The 18,453-nt window shown below is 60.4% G+C and carries 15 protein-coding genes; 5 read left to right on the top strand and 10 right to left on the bottom strand.

Annotated features, from left to right (window positions below; translation table 11 throughout):
• Positions 1–136: 136 nt before the first annotated feature.
• Positions 137–1,753: a sensor histidine kinase gene (locus ABLV54_RS00480; protein ID WP_023289525.1), complete on the top strand. Its 1,617-nt coding sequence runs from the start codon at positions 137–139 to the stop codon at positions 1,751–1,753.
• Positions 1,750–2,469 (top strand): two-component system response regulator DcuR, encoded by a 720-nt coding sequence (gene dcuR / locus ABLV54_RS00475; protein WP_023289524.1) that lies wholly within the window; start codon positions 1,750–1,752, stop codon positions 2,467–2,469. The genes ABLV54_RS00480 and dcuR overlap by 4 nt, the downstream gene beginning before the upstream one ends.
• On the opposite strand, the gene ABLV54_RS00470 is transcribed toward dcuR, so the two are convergent.
• On the bottom strand, positions 2,450–3,400 hold the full coding sequence (locus ABLV54_RS00470; RefSeq protein WP_050534296.1) for an FAD:protein FMN transferase: 951 nt from the start codon (positions 3,398–3,400) through the stop codon (positions 2,450–2,452). The two genes, dcuR and ABLV54_RS00470, sit on opposite strands and share 20 nt — an antisense overlap.
• 65 nt (positions 3,401–3,465) lie before the next feature.
• Entirely contained in the window at positions 3,466–6,243 is a 2,778-nt protein-coding gene (locus ABLV54_RS00465; RefSeq protein WP_044522748.1) for a flavocytochrome c, read from the bottom strand.
• Positions 6,244–6,884: 641 nt separating this feature from the next.
• Here ABLV54_RS00465 and ABLV54_RS00460 point away from each other — a divergent pair.
• Positions 6,885–8,396 (top strand): anion permease, encoded by a 1,512-nt coding sequence (locus ABLV54_RS00460; RefSeq protein ID WP_049092623.1) that lies wholly within the window; start codon positions 6,885–6,887, stop codon positions 8,394–8,396.
• 53 nt (positions 8,397–8,449) lie between these two features.
• Entirely contained in the window at positions 8,450–10,102 is a 1,653-nt protein-coding gene (fumA, locus tag ABLV54_RS00455; RefSeq protein WP_123822709.1) for a class I fumarate hydratase FumA, read from the top strand.
• A gap of 611 nt (positions 10,103–10,713) precedes the next feature.
• Here fumA and pcaC read toward each other — a convergent pair.
• The 6 genes from pcaC to ABLV54_RS00425 are packed head-to-tail and all read right to left on the bottom strand — an operon-like array spanning position 10,714 to position 15,778.
• The gene (gene pcaC / locus ABLV54_RS00450) at positions 10,714–11,103 is read right to left on the bottom strand and encodes a 4-carboxymuconolactone decarboxylase (protein WP_023289519.1); all 390 of its coding nucleotides are present in this window, start codon (positions 11,101–11,103) and stop codon (positions 10,714–10,716) included.
• A complete protein-coding gene (gene pcaD / locus ABLV54_RS00445; protein ID WP_032452712.1) occupies positions 11,093–11,860 on the bottom strand; it encodes a 3-oxoadipate enol-lactonase in 768 nt (255 codons plus the stop codon). Before pcaD ends, pcaC begins: the two co-directional genes overlap by 11 nt.
• The gene (locus tag ABLV54_RS00440) at positions 11,850–13,202 is read right to left on the bottom strand and encodes a 3-carboxy-cis,cis-muconate cycloisomerase (RefSeq protein ID WP_050534352.1); all 1,353 of its coding nucleotides are present in this window, start codon (positions 13,200–13,202) and stop codon (positions 11,850–11,852) included. The genes pcaD and ABLV54_RS00440 overlap by 11 nt, the downstream gene beginning before the upstream one ends.
• A gap of 9 nt (positions 13,203–13,211) precedes the next feature.
• Positions 13,212–14,414: a 3-oxoadipyl-CoA thiolase gene (gene pcaF, locus ABLV54_RS00435; protein WP_050534353.1), complete on the bottom strand. Its 1,203-nt coding sequence runs from the start codon at positions 14,412–14,414 to the stop codon at positions 13,212–13,214.
• Between the two features lie 10 nt (positions 14,415–14,424).
• Positions 14,425–15,081 (bottom strand): 3-oxoacid CoA-transferase subunit B, encoded by a 657-nt coding sequence (locus ABLV54_RS00430; RefSeq protein ID WP_023289515.1) that lies wholly within the window; start codon positions 15,079–15,081, stop codon positions 14,425–14,427.
• A 10-nt stretch (positions 15,082–15,091) separates the two neighbouring features.
• Positions 15,092–15,778, bottom strand: a complete 687-nt coding sequence (locus ABLV54_RS00425) for a 3-oxoacid CoA-transferase subunit A (protein WP_023289514.1) — start codon at positions 15,776–15,778, stop codon at positions 15,092–15,094.
• 169 nt (positions 15,779–15,947) lie between these two features.
• On the opposite strand from ABLV54_RS00425, the gene ABLV54_RS00420 reads away from it, so the two are divergent.
• Positions 15,948–16,754, top strand: coding sequence for an IclR family transcriptional regulator C-terminal domain-containing protein (locus ABLV54_RS00420; RefSeq protein ID WP_023289513.1), 807 nt, complete (start codon positions 15,948–15,950; stop codon positions 16,752–16,754).
• Here the strand turns inward: ABLV54_RS00420 and smrA are convergent.
• On the bottom strand, positions 16,751–17,314 hold the full coding sequence (gene smrA, locus ABLV54_RS00415; RefSeq protein ID WP_032452707.1) for a DNA endonuclease SmrA: 564 nt from the start codon (positions 17,312–17,314) through the stop codon (positions 16,751–16,753). The genes ABLV54_RS00420 and smrA overlap by 4 nt on opposite strands.
• Positions 17,315–17,415: 101 nt before the next feature.
• Positions 17,416–18,324: a LysR family transcriptional regulator gene (locus ABLV54_RS00410; RefSeq protein ID WP_044522727.1), complete on the bottom strand. Its 909-nt coding sequence runs from the start codon at positions 18,322–18,324 to the stop codon at positions 17,416–17,418.
• Positions 18,325–18,453 lie beyond the last annotated feature (129 nt).

Below are 18,453 nucleotides of genomic sequence, written 5' to 3'. Positions count from 1 at the left end.
TGGCGAAAAGCGACAGTTTATCGTGGACGGGCCGAGGCTACCGTAGCAAAAGCGGCCTTTTGCTTTGATTACACGGCTTTATGAATGCCGCGCTATCAGCGATAATAATCGTTCACTGAATCTATCCGGGATCGTCATGAAGGCATCAGAGCACCCGCCTCGCGTTCGTCAACGCGCCTTACCGCTAAAGCTGAGCACCGCCGTCTCCTTGATGATTGGCAGCGTGATCGGCGCCGTGCTGCTGCTGGTCTATGCCCTGTGGTATATGCAGATCAGCAATGCCACCCGCGACGGCCTGAAAGAGACCGCGCTGGCGGTGGCGCGTACCATGGCTGATATGCCGCAGGTGAAGCGCGGACTGGCGGCGCCGCCGCAGCAGCAGATTATTCAGCCGCTGGCGCAGGCCATCACCCGGCGCAACGACCTGCTGTACGCTATCGTCACCGATATGCACGGTATTCGCTATTCGCATCCGGACAGCTCAATTATTGGCAAACCCTTCATCGGCCACGATATCCAGCCGACGCTGCAGGGAAAAGAGAACGTGGCCATTAACCACGGGGTGCTGGCCCCGGCGCTGCGGGTGTTTACCCCGGTGTTCAACGACCAGCATCAGCAGATTGGCGTGGTGGTGGTCGGCATTTCGCTGAGTAAAGTGGACGAGCAGATCGCCAACAGCCGCTGGGACGTGCTGCTGACCATCCTGTTCAGCGCGCTGGTCTGCGCCATCGGCACCTGGAGCCTGGTGCGCGGCCTGAAGCGCGTCCTGCTGGGGCTGGAGCCGCACGAAATATCCACTCAGTTTCAGCAGCGTCAGGCCATGCTTCACGCCCTCAAGGAGGGGGTGGTGGCGGTCGATGCCCATGGTGAGGTTAACCTGATCAACCCGGCGGCGCGCGAGATTCTCTTTTCCGGGCCGGACAAGACCCTCGCGCATACCCCGCTGCTCGCCGACCTGCAGACGGTTTTGCACAGCGGCGAGCCGATGTACGACCGCGAGCTGGGGTGCAATGGCCTGTTGCTCATCAGCAACACGGTGCCTATCCGCAGCCAGGAGGCGGTGGTCGGCGCCATCTGTACCTTCCGCGATAAGACCGAAGTCAGCCAGCTGCTGCAGCGGCTGGACGGCATGATGAGCTATGTGGATGCCCTGCGCACCACCTCACATGAGTTTATGAACAAACTGCACGTGATCCTCGGCCTGCTGAATATGAAAAGCTATGGCAAACTCGAGGAGTACGTGCTGCAGACCGCCCACCGCTACCAGGCGGACATCGGCGATATTCAGCACCGCATTAAATCCCCGGTGGTGGCCGGCTTTCTGATAAGTAAAATGCAGCGCGCCACCGAGTGCGGCTTTACCCTTAAGCTGGCGGAAGAGAGCCTGGTGCCGGATTGCCCGAATGAGAAGCAGGTCACCGTGCTGGTGACGGTGCTGGGCAACCTTATCGAGAACGCGCTGGACGCCATGAGCGGTCAGGCGGAGGGCGAAATCGGCCTGCTGCTGCACTATCAGGACGGCTGGCTAAGCGGTGAAGTGAGCGACGACGGGCCGGGGATCCCGGAAAACAACATCGACGCTATCTTTAACAAAGGCTTCTCCACCAAAGGCGAGAATCGCGGCGTCGGGCTGTTTCTCGCCAACCAGCAATTACGCGAGCTGGGCGGCACCCTCGCCGTCGAGTCGGAACCCGGCGTATTTACCCAATTTTTTGTTCATCTCCCCTGGGATAGTAAAAGGAAACGTGCGTGATAAATGTGTTGATTGTTGACGATGATGCCATGGTGGCCGAACTGAATCGCCTGTACGTGGCAAGGGTTCCCGGCTTTCGTTGCAGCGGGAGCGCCTCGACGCTCAGTCAAGCCCGGGAGATGATTAACGATCCGCAGCTGGAGATCGATCTGGTGCTGCTGGATGTCTATATGCAGCAGGACAGCGGGCTCGATCTGCTGCCGACTATCCGTAAATCGGGGCGCGCCATCGACGTCATCATGATCACCTCGGCGGCGGATGCCGCCACGGTGCAGACCGCCATGCATTACGGAGTGGTCGATTACCTGATCAAACCTTTCCAGTTTCCCCGTTTTGAAGAGGCGCTCACCACCTGGCGGGAGAAGCGCAAGCTGATAACCGGTCAACCCTATTACGAGCAGGCCGACGTTGACCGCCTGCTGCACGGCGGCGCGCCGGAGGCCAGCGACGCGCGCAAGCTGCCCAAGGGGCTCACCGCGCAAACCCTGCGCACCCTGTGCCAGTGGATTGACGCTCACCCGGACGTTGAATTCTCTACCGATGAGCTGGCGGCGGCGGTGAATATCTCCCGTGTTTCCTGCCGCAAGTATCTGATCTGGCTGGCGCAGATCAATATTCTCTATACCACTATCCACTACGGCGCCACCGGGCGGCCAGTCTATCGCTACCGCCTGGTGGCCGAACAGTACAGCTTGCTTAAGCAGTACAGTCAGTAACGCGGTAGCCGCTGTCCAGCGACGCAAAGCGCAAGCGCTGCGGCGCTGACAGTATAATGTCGCGATTTTTGGTGACGAAAATCGCGTCGATATCCTGCCGCTGACGCAACGCTGCGCAGCCTTTCTCGACGCCGAGGCCGAACAGCAGCGTGGTCCAGATATCGCCGTCTAAAGAATCGCTGGAAATCACCGTGACGCTGTCGAGTTCGTTGTCCAGCGGGTAACCGCTGCGCGGGTCGAGAATATGGTGCCAGCGCTTGCCGTCCTGCTCGAAATAACGTTCGTAGGTGCCCGAGGTGACTACCGACTGTCCGTTGACCGTCAGGGAGCCGATCAGCGCCTGCGCATCGGCAAACGGTTTTTTCAGGCCAATAGCCCATTCGCCGAGGGTATGCACATTGCCGCCGAGGTTGATCAGCGCCCTTTCCACCTGCTGCTGACGCAGATAATCACGCACCCGGTCAGCGATATAGCCTTTGGCGATCGCCCCAAGATCCAGCTCCATCCCCGGCTGCTGAAGAAACACGCTGCAGGTTGCCTCATCAAGGATCACCTCCTGCGGGCGGGTCAGCGCCAGCCGGGCCCTGATTTCGCCGGCGTCAGGCACGCTGTGTCCCTGAAAGCCAATCCGCCACAGCTTCACCAGCGGCCCAATCGCGAGGTTAAAGGCGCTGTCGCGCACCATGCTGGCGGCTTTGGCGCACTGAATGAGCTGAAAGACCGGGCGGCTGACGGTCACCGGGTGACGTCCGGCGGCGTGGTTGATATCCATCACCTGGGACTCGGCGCGGTTAACGGTAAGCAGATCTTCGTAGCGCTTGATTAACTGAAATACGCGGGAGGCCAGCGCCTCATCATGGGAGCAGAGTTTGAGCAGGATGGGAGAACCCATCAGAACGGCGGAGTAGCTATAGACGCGGTTATCAGACATCGGGCTCTCCTTAGTAGGGGTAAGCCGGGCGGCGACAGCGCCGGCCCGGCATCAACAATGGCGTGTTATCCTCTGGCGCGTTTCGCCGCCTGGTGGCCCGCGAGGGTGCCGAAGATGATGATATCCGCCACCGCGTTACCCCCGATACGGTTGCCGCCGTGGATCCCGCCAACCACCTCACCGGCGGCGTAGGCGCCGCGGATCGGCTGACGGGCAACGTTCAGCACTTCGCCATCGGTGTTAATGGTCACGCCGCCCATGGTGTGGTGCACCCCCGGGGCGATACGAATGGCGTGGAACGGACCTTCGTTAATCGGCGCGCGCAGCGCGGTGGTACGGCCAAACTGTTCATCATGCTGTTTTTCCACCGCCCCGTTGTAGCACTCGAGGGTGGCGAGGAAGGCATGGTAATCCATCCCCAGTTTCTCCGCCAGTTCACGCGGCGAGCTGGCGCTGGTGACGAAGCCTTTGGCGATGTACTCATCGGCGGCTTTGTTTTTCGCCCGTACATGTTCGTCAAAGACGATGTACGCATAGTGTTCCGGCAGGGCGATAATCGCCGCGGAGACTTTATCGCGGGTCTCCATTTCGTTGAAGAAGCGGTTACCCTGCTGGTTGACGAGGATCGCCCCACCGCCGCGAATCGACTCGGAAATCAGATAAGAGGTCTGCTGTTCAACGGTCGGGTGAATTTGAATTTCGCCCATATCCACCGTGTCGGCGCCGATACGCTCCAGCAGCGCGATACCGCTCCCGGTGGCCCCTTTGTGGTTGGTGGTGACGAACCCTTCGAGGTCAGGACGATACTTCACCACCATCGCGCTGTTGGCGCTGAAGCCGCCGGTGGCCACCACAATGCTTTTGCTCTGGACTTCAATGATCTCGTTTTCGTCGTTGATCAGACGCACGCCGCTGACTTCATCGCCGCTCATCAGGATCTCTTCCACCGAGGTATCCAGCAGGACGTCGATGCCGCGTTTGGTGATGTTGCGCACCAGGCCGCTAATCAGATAGCCGCCGACCGCTGACCCGTCGCGCGGACGGTGGGTGCGGTCAATGCTCATCCCGCCGGTGGTGGTGATATCGTTGAGCATAATGCCGCGGTCAGCCAGCCATTCAATGGCTTGCGGGGCATTCTCCACGAAGCGGCGCAGCAGCTGCGGGTTGTTTTTATTGTGCCCACCTTTCAGGGTTTCCTGATAGAACAGCTCTTTGCTGTCCTGAATGCCTTTCACGCGCTGGAAGCGGGTCTCCGCGGCGTTCATCCCGGCGGAAGCCTTGATGGTGTTCCCTCCAATGGTCGGCATTTTCTCGACGATCAGCACGCTGGCGCCTTCGTCGTGAGCCTGAATGGCGGCCGCCAGACCGGCGCCGCCGCTGCCGACCACCACCACATCATAGCTTTTCGGCGCGGCGTCATTGCCGCCCTCTTCCGCCGCCAGCGCTTTGCTCGATTTCAGCATCGCTTTGGCGACCGCTTTTTTCACCGCCTCGCTCTGGCTGGTGGCCCCGGAAATAGCGTCCACGTGCGGGGTATTGGCGGTCAGAATACGTTCGCGGATCTCTTCGAAGCTGGTGGTGAACTCCACGGTCTGCACCGGGCTCGCCGCCAGTTCGATATCGGCGATATGGTCATTTTCGAGGCTGACGTTGATCACCAGCTCATTGGCGTCATCCTGAACGGTTTCAACAAACATCCCCGGCTTAAATTTGGCGTCGCCCATGCTCATGTCGCGGATCATCGCTTCCACCAGCGAGAAGCGCCACAGCGGTTCCGGAATATGCAGCGCCTCGCGCTGGGTGCTGTCGATAAACAGCTCCAGCTCTTCACCCGCGGCGATACGAGCCGCCCAGTCCGGATAGGCGATGCAGGCGCGGCCCACGGCGATCAGATCATAGCCGTGATCGAGGCCCAGCTCGGCATCGGCGACGTTAACCACCCCGCCGACGCCCATCACCGGCACCTGAGCCAGAGTGTCAGAGCGCATGGCGCAGTATTTCTCAATCAGCGGCGTTGGGTCGCAGGTATCAACGATAGAGGGACGCAGAGTCGCGCCCACCGAGAAGTGCAGATAATCGACGCCGCGAGCGGCCAGTTTTTCCAGCAGATACATGGTGTCGTCGAAGCGGATCCCCGGGACCTCCATCTCTTCCGGCGAGAAGCGGTAACCGATGATAAAGGCATCGTCAGCGTACTGGCGGGCCATTTTATGGGTGATGTCGAGCACCGCCAGCGGGAAACGAGCGCGATTGTCGCGGCTACCGCCCCACTCATCGTCGCGCTGGTTGGAGTTCGGCGAATAGAACTGCTGAATGAGATAGGTGTTAGCCCCGTGAATTTCGACTCCGTCGAAACCGGCGAGGATAGCGCGACGGACCCCATCGCCAAACTTGGCGATCATGCCTTCCACTTCGTCTCCGCTCAGCGCCCGCGGCATCGCGGCGCCCTCACGCGGGGCGGCGATAGCGCTCGGCGCCACCGGCTGGCGACCGCCGATCAGCTGCGGGTCGACCATGCGGCCGCCGTGATAGATCTGCAGAATCGCTTTCGAACCTTCCGCTTTAATCGCTTCGGCGATTTTCGCCAGGCCGGCGATTTTTTCATCGTTATCGATACCGATAGCACCCGGGAAGGCCAGGCCGTAGTCATCAATAAAGCAGCACTCGACAATAATGGTGCCGATGCTGCCGGCGCGAGCGCGATAGTACTCCACCAGCTCGCTGGTGACAGTCCCATCGAAATAACCGGTGCAAGTGGTCATCGGCGCCATGAGCAAACGGTTTTTCAGCTCCGTACCATTTGGTAAAGTAAATGGCTGCAGAATTCGTTCGTTACTGGTCATAAGTTACGCTCCAGATTTTAAAATATTAAAAATTCAGAATGGGGTGACGGAATCATTAATGGTTGTGGTTTTTTAATTCCTGTTGTCATGCCAATAATATAACGGGTTTTTTAGTTACTAAATCAATTACGTTAGTTATAAAACTATTTAACCCCAGCAATAACATCGCTACCTCTATTGTATTATTAAAATAATAAATAGCATTTACATAATACAAATGAACGATAACATTTCAGATACTTACGTTAACATTCACAACGACCAAACTCGCGCACATTACAGTTATTATTCAGCAACTTACGAAACTCATGGAAAAAATTAGCATTAATTGCTTATTTTTATTTTAACATTTACCGATATTTTCGCCAAAATAACACCTCATCACATAGGGTTATACTGATAATAAAAAAATAGTGAAATCACCTGCTTTTCTTGATCTTGATCAATTGCAACGGCCATTGAAAGCGCAATATATAAATAACCAATAAATTTAATTTAACGCCCATCAAATCGCGTTAAATAATCGCCCCAACGATACTCAGAAACGCAAAATAAAAACTAAAGAAACTTTTGTAATTAAAGAAACCACTGAGCGCATCGCTGGCGTAAACGTTATTTTCAACAACTTGCAGATACTCATTATGAAAGAGAAAAAGACAACCATACCGCCTGCCGGTGCAGTCAATCCAACGACTGCGAATAAAAAACGTCTCCTGATGATGGCGCTGCCGATTATCGTTGCCGTGCTGTTACTCTTCGTCCCGGTCCCGGACGGCCTGCCGCCGTACGCCTGGCACTACTTCGCTATCTTCGTCGGGGTGATCGTCGGGTTGATTTTTGAACCACTGCCTGGCGCCGTTATCGGCATCACCGGCGTGGTGGTCATCGCCCTGTGCAGTCAGTGGCTGCTGTTCAGCCCGGAACAGATGGCCGCACCTGGCTTCAAAATGGCCGGCGCCTCCTTTAAGTGGGCGGTGAGCGGCTTCGGCAACTCCACCGTGTGGCTTATCTTCGGCGCCTTTATGTTCGCCGCCGGCTACGATAAAACCCAGTTCGGCCGCCGCCTGGCGCTGATTCTGGTGAAATATCTCGGCCGTCGCAGCCTGACGCTGGGCTACGCCATCACCTTCGCGGATCTGCTGCTGGCGCCGTTTACGCCGTCGAATACCGCGCGCAGCGGGGGCACCATCTACCCGATTATCGCCAACCTGCCGCCGCTGTACGGTTCAAAACCAAACGATCCGAGCGCGCGTAAAATCGGTTCCTATCTGATGTGGGTAGCGATCACTGCCGCCTGTATCACCAGCTCGATGTTCCTGTCAGCACTGGCGCCGAACCTGCTGGCGCTGGCGCTGGTAAAAAGCATCGTCGGTATCAACATCTCCTGGGGCACCTGGTTCATCGCCTTCCTGCCGCTTGGCGTACTGCTGATCCTGACCATGCCGCTGCTGGCCTACTGGTTCTACCCGCCGGAAGTGAAAGTCAATAACGAAGTGCCGCTGTGGGCCGCTCGTGAACTGGAAAAACTGGGCAAACTGTCGCGCAATGAGATCCTGCTGCTGGTGTTCGTCTGCTTCGCGCTGATGATGTGGATCTTCGCAGCCGACTGGATTGAACCGGCTCTGGCCGCCCTGCTGGTTATCGTGCTGATGCTGTGGACCGGCGTGCTCTCCTGGAGCGATATCACCAACAACAAAGCGGCGTGGAACACCTTTGTCTGGTTCGCCACCCTGGTGGCGCTGGCCGACGGCCTCTCCTCTACCGGCTTTATCGCCTGGCTGGGTAAAGAGGGCGGCGCGCTGATGAGCGGTATCTCCCCGGGGATGGCGACCATCGTCCTGCTGCTGGCGTTCTACCTGCTGCACTATCTGTTTGCCAGCACCACCGCGCACACTACCGCGCTGCTGCCGGCCATGCTGACTATCGCCGCCACCATTCCGGGGATGAATATGGAAGTGTTCGTTCTGCTGATGGTGACCTCGCTGGGCGTGATGGGGATCATCACCCCGTACGGTACCGGCCCAAGCCCGATCTACTACGGCAGCGGCTATCTGCCGACCAAAGATTACTGGCGCCTCGGCACCATCTTTGGCGCCATCTTCCTGGCCGCCCTGCTGCTGATTGGCTATCCGTGGATGTCCATGATGTTCTGATTCATAACCGCCGGGACCACCCCGGCGGTTTTATCTTTATGGAGTAAGTGATTATGTCGACTAAACCGTTTGTTTATCAGGATCCGTTCCCGCTGGCGCACGACGATACCGAATACTATCTGCTCAGCAAAGCGCACGTCTCCGTCGCCGAATTTGCCGGCCAGGAAGTGCTAAAAGTTGACCCTCAGGCGCTGACCCTTCTGGCGCAACATGCCTTCCACGACGCCTCCTTTATGCTTCGCCCGGCCCATCAGCAGCAGGTAGCGGATATCCTTAACGACCCGGAAGCCAGCGAAAACGACAAATACGTCGCCCTGCAGTTCCTGCGCAACTCCGATATCGCCGCCAAAGGCATTCTGCCCACCTGCCAGGACACCGGCACCGCCATCATCATGGGTAAAAAAGGCCAGCGCGTCTGGACCGGCGGCGGCGACGAAGCCGCGCTGGCGCAGGGGGTATACAACACCTACATCCAGGACAACCTGCGCTATTCGCAGAACGCCCCGCTGGATATGTATAAAGAGGTCAACACCGGCACCAACCTGCCGGCGCAGATCGACCTCTATGCTACCGATGGCGATGAGTACAAATTCCTCTGTATCGCCAAAGGCGGCGGCTCGGCGAACAAAACCTATCTCTACCAGGAAACCAAAGCGCTGATCACCCCGGCGAAGCTGAAAAACTATCTGGTGGAGAAGATGCGTACCCTCGGTACCGCGGCCTGCCCGCCGTACCATATCGCCTTTGTCATCGGCGGTACCTCGGCGGAAGCGACGCTGAAAACCGTCAAGCTGGCCTCCACCCGCTACTACGACGGTCTGCCAACCGAAGGCAACGAGCACGGTCAGGCGTTCCGCGATGTGCAGCTTGAGCAGGAACTGCTGCAGGAAGCGCAAAACCTCGGCCTCGGCGCGCAGTTCGGCGGCAAATACTTCGCCCACGATATCCGGGTGATCCGCCTGCCGCGCCACGGCGCCTCCTGTCCGATCGGCATGGGCGTCTCCTGCTCCGCCGACCGCAACATCAAAGCCAAAATCAACCGCGACGGTATCTGGATTGAGAAACTGGAGAGCAATCCAGGAAAATATATCCCTGAACATCTGCGTCAGCAGGGCGAAGGCAAGGTGGTCAGCATCAACCTGAATCAGCCGATGAGCGAGATCCTGGCGCAACTGTCCGCCCATCCGGTTTCCACCCGCCTGAGTCTCAACGGCACTATTATCGTCGCCCGCGATATCGCCCACGCCAAGCTGAAAGAGCTTATCGATAATGGCGAGGAACTGCCGCAGTACGTGAAAGATCACCCGATCTACTACGCCGGCCCGGCCAAAACGCCTGCCGGTTACGCCTCCGGCTCCCTCGGCCCGACCACCGCAGGCCGCATGGACTCTTACGTCGATCTGCTGCAGTCCCATGGCGCGAGCATGGTGATGCTGGCGAAAGGCAACCGCAGCCAGCAGGTCACCGACGCCTGCCACAAACACGGCGGCTTCTACCTCGGCAGCATCGGCGGCCCGGCGGCGGTGCTGGCGCAACAGAGCATCAAGAGCCTTGAGTGCGTGGCGTATCCGGAACTGGGGATGGAGGCGATCTGGAAAATCGAAGTGGAAGATTTCCCGGCGTTTATTCTCGTCGATGATAAAGGCAACGATTTCTTCCAGCAGATCCAGAACAAGCAGTGCGCCGGCTGTAAACAGCACGGCTAACGCCCCCCTCTGGCGCTAACAGCAGGCCGTCGCCGTTCAGGTGACGGCTTTTTTTATGCCCGCGCCGCGCCAGCTTGAATTCACTTCCTGCCCGGCTATGCTCAACGACAAGTCGTCCCTTGGATGCTGAAAAATAACAATAATTCCCTTTCCCGGGTTGATGCTGACCCTCGGGTCGACCGGGACGATGCCCCATGCCGTCGCGCCGCAGGAGGGTGAGAAATAAGGGATAACGTAGCGGCATTTCCGCCGGGTGGCGGCGTACACCTTACCCGGCCTACAGGGGCCGTGCAGCCAGCCGTTAATTAACCCACTTGCGCGACTGAAACTGCCGGTGCTGGCGGCCTCAACATCGCTGAGACGTTCCCGGAAGGCCGGGGGTACAGGGGGCGGCGGCGACTGGCCGCCCCCTGTGCGCTGCCTGCGCCATGAGTGACATAACGCTGAAGATCAACCGGGAGCGCAATCTGCCCGGAGTTAACATAGACGTTGTAACCCTGCCAACATAGTGCGAACAGGAACACTTCCGGTTGTGCCGTTATTTCCCCAGGTGGCGTCTGTTCCTTACCCGGCCTACAACGACTGCCGGGCAATCCGACCTGGACGACGACTCAACCCTGCGCGGCGTCAATGTCGTCAAACACCTGCTGCGCCAGATGCATCGTGGCATTGGCCGCCGGCAGTCCGCAGTACAGCGCAGAGTGCATGATCAACTCTTTCAGCTCATCGCGGGTCACCCCGTTGTTAAACGACGCGCGCAGATGCATCTTCAGTTCCGCCTCGCGATTGAGAGCAATCAGCATGGCAATGGTGATCATACTGCGGGTGTGGTGGTCGAGCCCCGGACGGGTCCAGGTCTCACCCCAGGCGTAGCGGGTGATAAAGTCCTGAAACTCTTCGTTCAACGGCGTCAGATGCTGCAGCGTACGGTCGACGTGGGCGTCGCCCAGTACTTTGCGCCGCACCGCCAACCCGTCCTGATAGCGCTGTTTATCCTCCATGGCGTTCTCCCTGGAAAAAGCTCAGCAGCGCTGAAGTAAAGCTTTTCGCCGCCTCAATGTTTGACAGATGCGATGCCGGCAGAACTACCACCTGGGAGGCGGGGATCTGCTGCTGCAGGAAATTAGCGTCACCGACCGTGGTGACAGGATCACTTTCCCCGGCAATGATTAACGTCGGCAGCGGGATCTGCCCTACTTCACCCCGCAGGTCGGCGGCGGCCAGCGCCTCACAGCAGGCGGCATAGCCTTCGGCGTCGGTATGGGTCAGCTGGTGACACAGGGCCTCCACCACCTCCGGCGCCTTCTGGCGAAACGCGTGGGTGAACCAGCGATCCGCCGCCCCGGCGGCCACCACCGCCATTCCCTCCTGGCGTACCGCCCGCGCCCGCGACAGCCAGCTGGCCTGATCGCCGATGCGCGCCGCGGTGTTCGCGACGGCCAGACCATAAAAACGCTCTGGCGCAAAGCGGCCCAGCCACAGACCGGTCAGACCGCCCATCGAGATCCCGCAGAACCAGGCGCGGTCGATATTCAGATGATCGAGCAGCGCAATCACATCTTCTCCCAGCTGGGCAAGGGTCACTTTGCCATTTTTCGTCGTTTTACCGTGGCCGTGGGTGTCGTAGCGCAGCACCCGGAAATGGGCGGTTAACGCCTCTGTCTGCGGCTGCCACATCGCCCGGGTGGTGCCCAGCGAGTTGGAGAGAACGATAACCGGCGCACCTTCCGGTCCGTCGAGTTGATAGTCAAGATTCATCATGTTGCTCCTGATAACGCGCCAGCACCTGGCGCACAAAGCGTTCGGCGCTGCCGGTCGCCGTTGCCGGGTCCAGCAGCGTGGTTAAGCGTTCGCGGGAGAGATACTGACTAACCCGCGGGTCCGCCGCGAGCAGATCGACCAGCGGGCAGTGGCGGTCCAGCGCCTGACGGCACAGCGCCTCAATATGATGGTGCGCCTCAGCTTTGCCGATGCCTTCCGCCAGCGCCAGGGTCACCGCCTCAGCCATGATCAGCCCGTGGGTGATATCGAGGTCGGCGCGCATCTTTTGCGGGAAGACCTGCATGTCGCGCACCAGCGCCTCGCTTTGCGCCAGCGCCCCGCCCACCAGGGTAATCAGCTCCGGCAGGGTCTCCCACTCCGCCTGCCAGCCGCCCAGCGCCCGCTCGTGCTGCTGAATCTGGCAGGCGTAGAGGGTGGCCATCAGACCCGGGGTGCGCTGGGCGGCGGTCAGGATCGCCGCGCAGGCCACCGGATTGCGCTTATGCGGCATCGTCGACGAGCCGCCGCGCCCTTCCGCTACCGGCTCGCCCACCTCAGCCACTTCGGTCTGCATCAGCAGGGAGAAGTCGTTAGCGAATTTCCCCAGGGTGCCGCAGACGCCAGCGAACCAGGCGCCTGCCTCCAGCAGCCGATCGCGCTGGCTGTGCCACGGGGTATCCGGCAGCGACAGACCGAGGTTCTGCGCCAGCGCCTGGCCAACCGCCGGTCCTTGCGCTTTCAGCGCGTCCAGGGTCCCCGCGGCGCCGCCGAACTGCAGCACCAGCAGACGCGGACGCATCTCCCGCAGCCGCTGCTGCCAGCGCAGCAGCGCGTCGAGAGTGCCCGCCAGCTTCAGACCAAAGGTCACCGGCAGCGCATGCTGCATCCAGGTCCGGCCCGGCATCACGCTGTGGCAATGACGGTCGGCCTGCCCGGCGAGGGCCGCCAACAGTCGCTCAAGCAGTTGCTCGGCGGCATCCAGCGCCCCGCGCAGCTGGAGCACCAGCCCGGTGTCGATAGCATCCTGACTGGTGGCGCCCCAGTGAACGTAGCGCGCGGCGTTTGGATCCCGCGCTTTTACCTGGGCCGTCAGCTGTTTCACCAGCGGGATCGCCAGATTACCCGCCCCCACAGCCGCCTCGCCCAGGGCGGTAAAATCGATCGCCTCGTGGCGGCAGGCCGCGACAATCGGCCCGACCGCCGCCGCCGGCACCATCCCGCAGGCGGCCTGCGCCTGGGCCAGCGCCGCTTCAAAATCCAGCATGCCCTGCACCCGCTGCGCGTCGCTGAACCAGTCGGTGAGCGGACTGCTGCGCAGCATCGGGGTCAACAAACTCATTCTGGCTCCTTAAACACGTTCAATAATCAGGGCGATCCCCTGCCCGACGCCGATACACATGGTGCACAGCGCGTAGCGGCCGCCGGTCCGTTTTAGCTGGTAAGCTGCGGTCATCGCCAGGCGGCCGCCGGAGGCGCCGAGCGGATGCCCCAGGGCGATCGCCCCGCCGTTGGGGTTCACATGGGCGGCATCGTCCGGTAAGCCCAAATCGCGGGTCACCGCCAGCGCCTGGGCGGCGAAGGCTTCATTCAGCTCGATCACGTCCATCTGGGCTAACGTCAGACCGGTCTGCGCCAGCACCTTCCGCACCGCCGGCGCCGGGCCAAAGCCCATAATGCGCGGCGCCACCCCGGCCGTCGCCACGCCGACCACCCGGGCCAGCGGCTGAAGATCGTTGGCCGCCAGCGCGGTTTCGCTGGCCAGCAGCAGCGCGCAGGCGCCATCGTTAACGCCTGAGGCGTTGCCGGCGGTGACGCTGCCGTCGGCGCGCACCACGCCGCGCAGTTTCGCCAGCGCCTCCAGCGAGGTGCTGCGCGGGTGTTCATCGCGGCTAAACCGCAGCGGCTCGCCTTTACGCTGCGGCACCTGGACGGCGATCAGCTCATCGGCAAAACGCCCAGCCTCCTGGGCCGCGGCGGTGCGCAGTTGACTGCGTAAGGCGAACGCATCCTGATCGGCGCGGGAAATGGCAAACTTATCGGCGACATTTTCCGCCGTCTCCGGCATGGAATGCACGCCGTACAGGGCTTTCATCTGCGGGTTAATAAAGCGCCAGCCGATGGTGGTATCCTCCATCTGCATGCTGCGGCTAAAGGCGCTCTCCGCTTTACCCATCACAAACGGCGCCCGGGACATGCTCTCCACGCCGCCGGCGATCATCAGCTGCGTCTCCCCGCTTTTTATCGCTCGCGCCGCGACGCCGATCGCATCGAGGCTGGAGCCGCACAGGCGGTTGATGGTGCTGCCGGGCACGCTCTCCGGCAGCCCGGCCAGCAGCAGCGCCATCCGCGCCACGTTGCGGTTGTCTTCCCCGGCCTGGTTGGCGCAGCCAAAGATCACATCGTCAATGCGCGAAGGATCCAGTCCTGGGTTACGCTCCAGCAGCGCTTTCAGCGGCAGCGCCGCCAGGTCGTCAGCGCGCATCGTCGCCAGGGTACCACCAAAACGGCCAAAGGGTGTACGCACCGCATCACAGATAAATGCCTGATTCATCATAGGTTCCTTACGCGCTTTCCGCCAGTTGTTCAAAGGTCAGCGTCACCGGAGTGATGCGCTGCAGCTCTTCAAAAGAGAGACCGTTAAAGATTTCCCGCACCACCGGGCCGCGGTCGGTAATGTCGATCACCGCCAGGTCGGTATAGATCCGGCTCACGCAGCCGACGCCGGTCAGCGGGTAGCTGCACTGTTCCACCAGCTTGCACTCGCCGTCGCGGGTCAGATGGTCCATCATCACAAACACCTGGCGAGCGCCGATGGCCAGATCCATCGCCCCGCCGACCGCCGGGATGGCGTCCGGCGCGCCGGTGCTCCAGTTGGCGAGATCGCCGCTGGCGGAGACCTGATAGGCCCCCAGCACGCAGATATCGAGATGGCCGCCGCGCATCATGGCGAAGGAGTCGCCATGGTGGAAATAGCAGCCGCCCTGCAGGAGGGTGACGTACTCTTTACCGGCATTGATCAGCTCGGGATCTTCTTCTCCGGGCTGCGGCTTCGGCCCCATGCCCAGCAGGCCGTTCTCGCTATGCAGGAACACCTCTTTGTCGGCAGGCAGGTAGTTGGCAATCCGGGTCGGCAGGCCAATGCCGAGGTTAACGTAAGCGCCTTCGGGGATATCGCGGGCCACGCGCTGGGCCATTTCGTCACGGGTCAGTTTTTGCATCTCGGGCTCCTCAGGCGCGTTGTGCGGCAGTCAGGTTTTCCAGCGAGAACACGCGCTGGACGAAAATGCCGGGGGTGATGATGTGTTCCGGGTCGAGGTCGCCCAGCGACACCAGCTGCGAGACTTCAACGATGGTGGTTTTCGCCGCCGTCGCCATAATCGGGCCAAAGTTGCGCGCTGCCTTGCGATACACCAGGTTGCCCCAGCGGTCGCCCTGGTGGGCTTTAATCAGCGCGAAATCGGCTTTGATCGGATACTCCAGCACATAGTGGCGGCCGTCGATTTCCCGTGTCTCCTTGCCTTCCGCCAGCGGCGTGCCGTAGCCGGTGGGGGTAAACACCGCGCCCAGCCCGGCGCCGGCGGCCTGGATCCGCGCCGCGAGGTTGCCCTGCGGTACCAGCTCCAGCTCCACTTTGCCGCGGCGATAGAGGTCATCGAAAATCTGGGAATCGACCTGGCGCGGGAAGGAGCAGATCATTTTGCGCACCCGGCCAGCCTTAAGCAGCGCCGCGAGCCCCACTTCGCCGTTGCCGGCGTTGTTGTTAATGATGGTCAGGTCGCGGGCGCCCTGGTCAATCAGGGCGTCAATCAGAAAGGTCGGCTGGCCGGCGGGACCAAAGCCGCCGATCATAATAGTCGCCCCGTCGTGGATCCCGGCGATGGCCTCGCTCAGCGTCGATACGCTTTTATCAATCATCAGGTCGCTCCATTGATGTGCGGTAATCGCACTTTTAATCGTTGTTCGCACAAAATGTGACCCGCTTAACGATGTCGGTCAAGGGCGATAATCGAAATATGGTGCGATAATCGAACATCGGTTATCTTTAGCGAAAGAATGTGATCGATGGCAAATATGGGGAACAGAAATGGACAAGCATCCAGACGATTTACTGACCGGCGACGGCGATCCGTTTAAGGGCGATCCTAACTTCATGGCCTCGCTGGCGCGCGGCCTGGAGGTGATTCAGGCATTCACGCCGCAGCGGCCCCTGCTGTCTATCTCACAGATCAGTCAAAAGACCGGCATTCCGCGCGCAGCGGTGCGCCGCTGCCTGTATACCCTGAGCAAGCTGGGGTTCGTTTATGCCGAAGACGGTAAGCATTTTCAGCTGCGGCCGCGGATCCTGGCCCTGGGGCACGCCTGGCTGGCCTCGACGCCGCTGGCGCGTTCGGCGCAGCCGGTGCTGCGGCATCTGAGCGAAATGCTCAATGAGTCCTGCTCCATCGCCACCCTCGACGGGGACGATATCCTGTATATCGCCCGCGCTTCCAGTTCGCGGATCATGACCATCGACCTCGATATCGGCAGCCGCCTTCCGGCGTGGGCGACCTCGATGGGTCGGGTGCTGCTCAGCCATCAGCCGGAGGAGAAGCTCAACGACATGCTGGCCCGGGTAACCATGATCCGCTATACCCCGCAGACGGTGGATTCGGTGGCGAAGCTGCGCGCCGAGCTGAAACGGGTGCATCAGCAGGGGTATGCCCTCAACGATCAGGAGCTGGAGATGGGCCTGCGCTCCCTCGCGGTACCGCTGTTTAACGCCCAGGGGCAGGCGCAGGCGGCGCTGAACGTCGGGGTGCATGCGGGCCAGATGTCGGCCCGCGAGATGATCGACCGCGTGCTGCCGGAGCTGCAAAAAGCCGCCCGCGAGCTGACGCTGCTGCTGCGCTAACGGCTGCGCTTGGCGTGCCGCTCCCAGGTCTCCTGCTTCGCTTCGGCCGATTTACGCAGCGCGACATAGCAGGCGCCGCTACCGCCATGATGTGGTAGCGCGGCGCAGAAGGCCTGCACCTCCGGCAGCTCTTCCAGCCAACGCGCCAGATAGCTGCGGATGATATTGGCATGGGACTGGTCGTCGCGGCCTTTGCCGTGAACGATCAGCACATTGCGTAACCCCTCTTTCTGCGCCTGCACCATAAAGGCGAAGAGCATCTGCCGGCACTGTTCCACCGGCTGGCGCAGCAGGGAGAGGCTCGCCTGCTGGCTGTATTTCCCCCGCCGTAGCTTATCCAGCACACCGCTCTGCAGCCCTTCGCGCTTAAACTCCAGCGGCGTGGCGAGCGGTACGATATCGAGATAGCCGGTAGTGAGAAAATTATCCAGTTGCAGGGTGTCGACGCGCTGCGGGGCGCGACTGTTGCGCCCGGGATGCCAGTGCACGTCATTGTTACGTTTCAGGGGCTGGACATCTTCCATGGCGTCAAGAAACAGGGATTTGTCATCAAGGTTCATGGGCTCTCCTCCAGCGGCTGTCGCCAGCTACTATAGCCGCCTCGCGCTCCCCCCTCAACGCGTTTAGCCCCGTCTGCTGGCAAAGTGAGCGCGACGGGCGGTTAAGGAAACAATTGTCGACTCTGGCGGCGAAACAGGGTGATTAATGACGCCGTTAGCGGCGTCTGCCGGGTGTCGCGCCGCTGGATCAGAAAATAGGCCGCCGTCGGCAACGCTTCGCGGACGGGGATCATCATCAGCTTGTCCGCCATCATCGGATCGTTGCCGAGCTCCACCGGCAGGATACTGAGAAAATCGCTTTTCACCACCAGGCTGATGCACGACGAGAAGGTCTCGCACACAATATCCACCTTTGGCGCCAGCCCGGCCTGATTAAACCGGTCCTGCAGCTGTTTAAAGTAGCTGCCACGCGGCGTCGGCATGGTCCAGTGGTGATCCATCAGCTCCACCAGCGAGGTGGCCTGCGCCGCCGGATGCCCCGCGCGGGCGAAGACCGCGAACGGTTTCTCAAACAGTTTTTCAAAGCTGAACTCATGGTCGTACGGCCCCGGATAGTAGGTGTTGATGGTGAAATCCAGCTCCCCCTGGCGCAGCTCATTGATCATCGCCAGCAGCTGGCCCTCCATGATCCGCACCTTCACCTGCGGATGCTGCTGATGAAAGCGGCAGATCACCGACGGCATCAACGACCGGGCGACGCTGGCGCCAAGGCCAATATTGATCTGCCCGGCCTGCTCTCCCTGGCGCTGCAGCAGTTCATCCTGCGCCGCCCGCAGCTCCTCGAGGATCAGGCTCGCATGTTGATAAAAACTTTCGCCATCGTCAGTCAGCGCCACCCCCTGGCGGCGGCGGACGAACAGCTGAGCGGAAAGCCCCTCCTCCAGCTCTTTAATCGCTTTGGTCAGGGCCGGCTGCGAGACCGCCAGCGAGCGGCTGGCGCCGCGAATACTCCCTTCCCGGGCCACCTCGACGAAGGCGCGAATTTGATGAAATTTAATCTGAAATGCCATGTTTTTGGTGATAACCGTTGTTTATCAGACGGAAGAAAATGACATCTACTGTAATCCATCAGGCTGTGGCAGGTTAAGAGCGTTAAGGCCTGTAGCGCGTCAGTGATAAACAAAAGCTATCACATCGTG

The organism is Klebsiella sp. JB_Kp042, assembly GCF_040065275.1.
Taxonomy (GTDB): domain Bacteria; phylum Pseudomonadota; class Gammaproteobacteria; order Enterobacterales; family Enterobacteriaceae; genus Klebsiella; species Klebsiella quasipneumoniae.
This window is presented reverse-complemented; position numbering and strand designations above follow the sequence as displayed.